This window comes from Chitinophaga sp. NPDC101104, from assembly GCF_050277495.1.
Taxonomy (GTDB): Bacteria; Bacteroidota; Bacteroidia; order Chitinophagales; family Chitinophagaceae; genus Chitinophaga.
In genome coordinates, this window is sequence record NZ_JBNNSF010000004.1 from 357,828 (window position 1) to 364,564 (window position 6,737).

4 protein-coding genes, 1 tRNA gene and 2 rRNA genes are annotated in these 6,737 nt (G+C 51.5%); 3 read left to right on the top strand and 4 right to left on the bottom strand.

Annotated elements, in window-relative coordinates; translation table 11 throughout:
- The first annotated feature begins 94 nt into the window (after positions 1 to 94).
- The 3 genes from ACQKLP_RS25245 (at position 95) to ACQKLP_RS25255 (ending at position 1,989) form a co-directional block, all read left to right on the top strand.
- On the top strand, positions 95 to 682 hold the full coding sequence (locus tag ACQKLP_RS25245; RefSeq protein WP_341842002.1) for an adenylate kinase: 588 nt from the start codon (positions 95 to 97) through the stop codon (positions 680 to 682).
- Positions 683 to 796: 114 nt separating this feature from the next.
- Positions 797 to 1,852, top strand: a complete 1,056-nt coding sequence (gene obgE, locus ACQKLP_RS25250; protein ID WP_427325881.1) for a GTPase ObgE — start codon at positions 797 to 799, stop codon at positions 1,850 to 1,852.
- Between the two features lie 63 nt (positions 1,853 to 1,915).
- Positions 1,916 to 1,989 (top strand) — tRNA-Thr (locus ACQKLP_RS25255).
- On the opposite strand, the gene ACQKLP_RS25260 is transcribed toward ACQKLP_RS25255, so the two are convergent.
- The 4 genes from ACQKLP_RS25260 to ACQKLP_RS25275 form a co-directional block, all read right to left on the bottom strand.
- The gene (locus ACQKLP_RS25260) at positions 1,989 to 3,128 is read right to left on the bottom strand and encodes a J domain-containing protein (RefSeq protein ID WP_427325883.1); all 1,140 of its coding nucleotides are present in this window, start codon (positions 3,126 to 3,128) and stop codon (positions 1,989 to 1,991) included. The two genes, ACQKLP_RS25255 and ACQKLP_RS25260, sit on opposite strands and share 1 nt — an antisense overlap.
- 90 nt (positions 3,129 to 3,218) lie before the next feature.
- Positions 3,219 to 3,566, bottom strand: coding sequence for a hypothetical protein (locus ACQKLP_RS25265; RefSeq protein WP_427325885.1), 348 nt, complete (start codon positions 3,564 to 3,566; stop codon positions 3,219 to 3,221).
- 217 nt (positions 3,567 to 3,783) lie between these two features.
- Positions 3,784 to 3,895, bottom strand: a 5S ribosomal RNA gene (rrf, locus tag ACQKLP_RS25270).
- 115 nt (positions 3,896 to 4,010) lie between these two features.
- A 23S ribosomal RNA gene (locus ACQKLP_RS25275) occupies positions 4,011 to 6,737 on the bottom strand; the annotation flags it as partial.

Genomic DNA, 6,737 nt, shown 5'->3' on the forward strand with positions numbered 1-6,737 from the left:
CTTTTTAGGGCGCAGACTGTAAGAAGAAGCATCGCGAACGAACCTGTAAACAAGCGCAAGCCTATTGCTTGCGGTCAATTATTATCAGCAACACATGGTCAATTTAATTCTATTTGGCCCTCCCGGCAGCGGGAAAGGAACGCAGAGTGCCAACATTATCGAAAAGTACGGATTGATTCACCTGTCTACCGGCGACCTGTTGCGCTCCGAGATCGCGGCAAAAACGCCGCTCGGCCTGGAAGCGCAGAAGGTGATGGACCAGGGCTTACTGGTGCCCGATGAGGTGGTGATCGGCATGATCTCCTCCAAGCTGGACGCCAATCCTGAAGCCCGCGGCTTCATTTTCGACGGTTTTCCGCGCACCACCGCCCAGGCGGAAGCGTTAGACAAGCTGCTGACCCTCAAGAAAACGGCCATTTCCGCCGTGCTGAGCCTCGAAGTACCTGAAGATGAGCTGGTACGCCGCCTCCTGGAGCGCGGTCACACCTCCGGCCGTTCTGACGACGCCAGCGAGGATGTGGTGAAAAAACGCATCGTGGAGTATCATAACAAAACCGCTCCCGTTGCCGATCACTACGCCAAATTCGGCAAACTGAAAAAAATCAAAGGCGAAGGCACCATCGAAAACATTTTCGATTCGCTCAGCAAAGAAATCGACGATCTGATGGGCGTGCGCGTGTAGCCAGCCCGTTTTGCATCATATTTACAACGCAAAGATCAGGTAAAGCCAAACTTTACGATCTTTGCGTTTTGCTTTTTGCTACCGGCCAACACCGATGCAGGCAAATATTGAATCATGGAGAACTTTGTAGACTATATCAGGGTATTCTGTAAATCCGGCCACGGTGGCGCCGGCAGCAGGCACTTTATGCGCACCAAATTCAAGGCGCTCGCCGGTCCCGATGGGGGCGACGGGGGCCGCGGCGGGCACCTCATCCTTCGCGGAAACTCCCAGCTGTGGACGCTGCTGCACCTTCGCTGGTACAAAAACGTACTGGCCGAAAACGGCGGAAACGGTAGCGGCGACAATTGCACCGGCCACAACGGGAAAGATATCGTGATCGAAGTGCCCCTCGGCACCATCGTCCGCGACGAGGAAACCGGCGAAGTGGAAGCGGAAGTGATGAAAGACGGCGAAGAGATCATCTTCATGCCCGGCGGCCAGGGCGGCCGCGGCAACGCCTATTTCAAAAGCGCCACCAACCAGGCACCCGAATACGCCCAACCGGGCCAACCCGGCCTCGAAGGTTGGAAAGTATTGGAACTCAAAGTGTTGGCGGATGTCGGGCTCGTGGGTTTCCCCAACGCCGGCAAATCCACCCTCCTGTCCAGCATCACAGCCGCCAGGCCTAAAATCGCGAATTACGCCTTCACTACCCTCACGCCCCAGCTCGGCATGGTGCATTACCGCGACGATCGCTCGTTTTGCATGGCCGACCTTCCGGGTATCATCGAAGGCGCGCACGAAGGCAAAGGCCTTGGCCACCGGTTCCTCCGCCATATCGAACGGAACGCCGTGCTGCTGTTCGTTATCCCCGCCGATAGCCCCGATCACAAAAAGGAATTCGACATTCTCGTCAACGAGCTCGAACAATACAATCCCGAGCTTCTCGATAAACAATTCCTTATTGCCATCTCCAAAAGCGATATGCTCGACGAAGAGCTCCAGGAAGCCATCTCCGCCGAACTGCCCGCCGATGTGCCGCATGTTTTCATTTCCGCCGTTACACAAACTGGTTTGCAGCAGTTGAAAGACATCCTGTGGGAGGCGCTTTCCGTTGAAGCGGATAACGTTCGCGAAGCGATGCTGGAAGACGATGAGGAAGAAGAAGAGGAAAGCGAAGAAGAATAAATAAAGATTTTTTTGGGTGCGATGGTAATTTATTTCGTTCCGGACATTATTTTTGCACCACCTGCCACCCTAGCTCAGCTGGTTAGAGCGGTTGTTTCGTAAATAACAGGTCGTCGGTTCGATTCCGATGGGTGGCTCAGATAGCCTTCGACTGCAGTAATGCAATATCGAAGGCTATTTTATTTTCATAGTCTTTTATCAGCCGGGCGATTTCTTCCCAGGCTTTATCCACGTCCGGCCTTGTGTAATATTCCCTGAAAACCCCTTCGGCAGAGGCTTCCGCGCGATGCAGGAAATGCCATGTCAGCATTTGGCGGAGAAATTGCCGCTGCAGGCCGCCCGGTCCGAAATCCATCGTATCCGCATTGGCGGCCAGCCATTCGAGGTTCTTGCGGAGTTTTCTTTCATAGCGTTGGGATGCGTTTTCAAAGCGGTAGCCTTCCGTTAATTCGCGGAGGAATATTCCGGTGATCCCGGGATGGGGGAGGCCTTCCGCTTCGCAATCGCCGCAGCTGGCCGGTTCCACATCCCTTCCAAAGAAAAGCTGGATAAGAGTGCCGTTTTTATAAGTACCGCCGTGGTAGCGGAATACCTGCCGGAAGGTGCCTTTTCCGTCTTCCAGGAACACGAAATCGCAATAGGTATGCCTGTCTGGCGTGAAATAAATGGTGACAGACAACGCGGGCGTAGCGTATGCGCCAAACGATTGCCAGGATTCGACGAAAGTGTGGTTGGAGATGGATCCGCGCCATTCGCCGTATGTGACGGTATCGCCGTTGGCAAACAGGACGCGCTGTTCCGGGGAGACGCCTTTCGGAAGTTTCACCTCGTTCTGTGGGATGTATGCTATTTCGGGAAGATTTGCGGCTTTGGGTTTCGGGCCGAAATTGTACAGCCCTACGAAAAGCAATATTAAGGCGCCCAGCACGATGCCCATGAATTTCAGGGGCATGGGGCGCGGTGGAGGTGCAGCAGGAGGCGGTGGAGCGGGGTTCCGGTATGCGCCTGCCGGTTGTTGTTTAGTCTGCTTGGTTTGCGTGGCGTGGGGAGCTGGGGGTACGCGGCTCCAGGCCAGTTGGCGATCGTAGCGCAGGCGATCGTCTGGTTCGGAAAGGATGCGATATGCTTCGAGGATTTCACGGAAACGGGCCTCCGCGGCGGGATTGCCGGGATTGCGGTCCGGATGGTATTGCATGGACAACTTCCGGAAGGCAGTTTTGATGAACGCAGGCGTCGCATTTTCCGGGACGCCCAAGACCTGGTATAGTGTCGGCATGATGGTAGTCTATAGGGCCTCGTCTTTTACTAAATACATATTGTCGGGCATCATCGTTTCGTACTGTTGTATGCAGGTGATGATGGTTGATCACATTTCCTTGCTGTCCGGATAACGATAATGGGTGTTGAATAATTGTAAGGTGGATTGGAAGTTGGTGTGCAGGGAGTGCCAGGTCAGCAGCTGTCGTAGCAATTCATTTCTGAGACCGTTGCCGGAATGGGTTGTCGGCATTATTACATAGTGGGAGGCAAGGTGGGCGAGGTTTTCGCGGATAAGGTCGCTCAGTCCGTCGTCTGTAGCCGCTTTTTTCCAGCGAAACGCCTTTTGCCTGTAAACCAGATAGATGCCGGCGATATCCGGATGCGGCAGATCGGCAACCTTACAAGCGCGGCAACTGCGGAAGGAATCCACGTCAATTCCGAAGTTCAACTGCAACTGGAAGATTTTTGGATCTGGGAGTTGAGGTATAAAGAACACGGGCTGGGTTGGGACCCACTTTTTGCAATACGCTATTGCTTTTGATGGATGGAAGAAGTTTGGACGCAGGGAAGCGGGATCAAGTTATGGCAGTAGCAATGCAATTTAGGTCGCATTCCGGGAAGGGTATAAATAAAAAAAGGTCCAGGATTGCTCCTGAACCTTTTTTCAATAAATATGGCAGCTACCTACTCTCCCGCATGATAGTGCAGTACCATCGGCCATGAGGGGCTTAACTTCTCTGTTCGGAATGGGAAGAGGTGAACACCCTCGGAAAAACCACCATAAGATCTTTAAGTATCTTACTACTAATAAATTTACATATCGGGAAGTTGTAAAACACGCTCTTTACTGATCGGTTTCCTTGCGGATACCTTTAGTTTAGATCAAGAGCGTAAAAATAAAATTAAAGCTTACGGGCAATTAGTACTACTCGGCTTTGATGTTACCACCTGTACACCTGTAGCCTATCAACGTCGTCGTCTTCGACGGCCCTTAAAAGTAAACTCATCTTGAGGTAAGTTTCACGCTTAGATGCTTTCAGCGTTTATCTTGCCCGTACATAGCTACTCTGCACTGCACCTGGCGGCACAACAGATACACCAGCGGTACGTACGACCCGGTCCTCTCGTACTAAGGTCATGTCCTCTCAATTTACTAACGATCACAACAGATAGGGACCGAACTGTCTTGCGACGTTCTGAACCCAGTTCACGTGCCACTTTAATCGGCGAACAGCCGAACCCTTGGGACCTTCTCCAGCCCCAGGATGTGACGAACCGACATCGAGGTGCCAAACCTCCCCGTCGATATGAGCTCTTGGGGGAGATCAGCCTGTTATCCCCGGAGTACCTTTTATCCTTTGAGCGATGGCCCTTCCATACAGAACCACCGGATCACTTTAGCCTGCTTTCGCACCTGCTCGGCTTGTCTGCCTCACAGTCAAGCACCCTTTTACTAATGCGCTCTGCGTACGATTACCAACCGTACTGAGGGTACCTTTGCGAGCCTCCGTTACTTTTTAGGAGGCGACCACCCCAGTCAAACTACCCACCAAACAATGTCCCCGTTGCCGGGTTAGACTCTAAGTAACAGAAGGTTGGTATTTCAACGTTGACTCCACGACTCCTGGCGAAGCCGCTTCATAGTCTCCCAACTATCCTACACATCTGGCACTCAAAATCAATGTTAAGTTGTAGTGAAGGTTCACGGGGTCTTTCCGTCCCGTTGCGATTAACCGGCATCTTCACCGATACTACAATTTCACCGAGCTCATGGTAGAGACAGTGTCCAACTCATTAGACCATTCGTGCAGGTCGGAACTTACCCGACAAGGAATTTCGCTACCTTAGGACCGTTATAGTTACGGCCGCCGTTTACTGGGGCTTCAGTCAGGAGCTTTGTATTGCTACGAACACCCTTCCTTAACCTTCCAGCACCGGGCAGGTATCAGGCTCTATACGTCATCTTTCGATTTTGCAGGGCCCTGTGTTTTTGTTAAACAGTTGGTTGGACCATTTTACTGAGACCACATCACTGTGGTACGCCTTATCCCGAAGTTACAGCGTCAATTTGCCTAGTTCCTTTACCATGGATCACTCGAGCGCCTTAGGATATTCTCCTCGACTACCTGTGTCGGTTTACGGTACGGGCTGCTATAACCTAACCTTAGAGGTTTTTCTTGGAAGTCTGATTAGGGACATTATCACTTCAGCCGAAGCTTCTGTGTACTATCAGGTTCAGCACCAACTGCGGATTTACCTACAATCGGTATACCTACACCCTTTAACGCACTATTCCGTAAGTGCGCAGTCCTTTCACTACTCCGTTACCCCATCGAAATTATAGCAGGTACTGGAATATTCACCAGTTTGCCATCAGCTACGCCTCTCGGCTTTGCCTAAGGACCCGACTAACCCTGATCCGATTAGCGTTGATCAGGAACCCTTAGTCTTACGGCGAAAAGATTTTTCATCTTTTTTATCGTTACTTATGCCTACATTTTCTTTTCTGTACGCTCCAGCATACCTCGCGGTACACCTTCGATGCAGTACAGAATGCTCCCCTACCGATCACCCGCCTAGCGGGGATCCTAAAGCTTCGGTAGTATGTTTGATGCCCGATTATTTTCCGTGCCCAAACCCTCGACCAGTGAGCTGTTACGCACTCTTTAAATGAATGGCTGCTTCCAAGCCAACATCCTGGCTGTTTTAGGGTTTGAACTGCGTTTGTTCAACTTAACATACACTTAGGGACCTTAGCTGTTAATCTGGGTTATTTCCCTCTCGGCCATGGACCTTAGCGCCCACAGCCTCACTCCCGTAGATATATCATAGCATTCGGAGTTTATTAGGGTTTGGTAGGCGGTGAAGCCCCCTAGCCCAATTAGTAGCTCTACCTCTATGATACGTCTGTTATACGAGGCTGTTCCTAAAAACATTTCGGGGAGAACGAGCTATCTCTCAGTTTGATTGGCCTTTCACCCCTATCCACAGGTCATCCCATAGCTTTTCAACGCTAATGGGTTCGGTCCTCCAGTTTGTGTTACCAAACCTTCAACCTGCCCATGGATAGATCACAAAGTTTCGCGTCTACCCCCACTGACTAAGCGCCCTGTTAGGACTCGCTTTCGCTGCGGCTCCGTTACTGAAGAACTTAACCTCGCCAGTGAGGAGTAACTCGTAGGCTCATTATGCAAAAGGCACGCCGTCACCAATTTCTTGGCTCCGACCGCTTGTAGGCGCACGGTTTCAGGTACTATTTCACTCTCCTGTTCGGAGTACTTTTCACCTTTCCCTTACGGTACTGGTTCACTATCGGTCTCTAGGGAGTATTTAGCCTTACCAGATGGTGCTGGCAGTTTCACACAGGATTCCTCCGGTCCCGCGCTACTCAGGATACCGCTCGTCCATCGCAATTTACGCCTACAGGGCTATCACCTGCTATGGCTCATCTTTCCAGATGATTCAACTTGATGCGACTTTCTAAATGCGGTCCTACAACCCCGGGACAGCACGCCGTCCCGGTTTGGGCTCTTCCCCGTTCGCTCGCCACTACTTAGGGAATCATTCATTTATTTTCTTTTCCTGCAGGTACTTAGATGTTTCAGTTCCCTGCGTTGGCCACCTT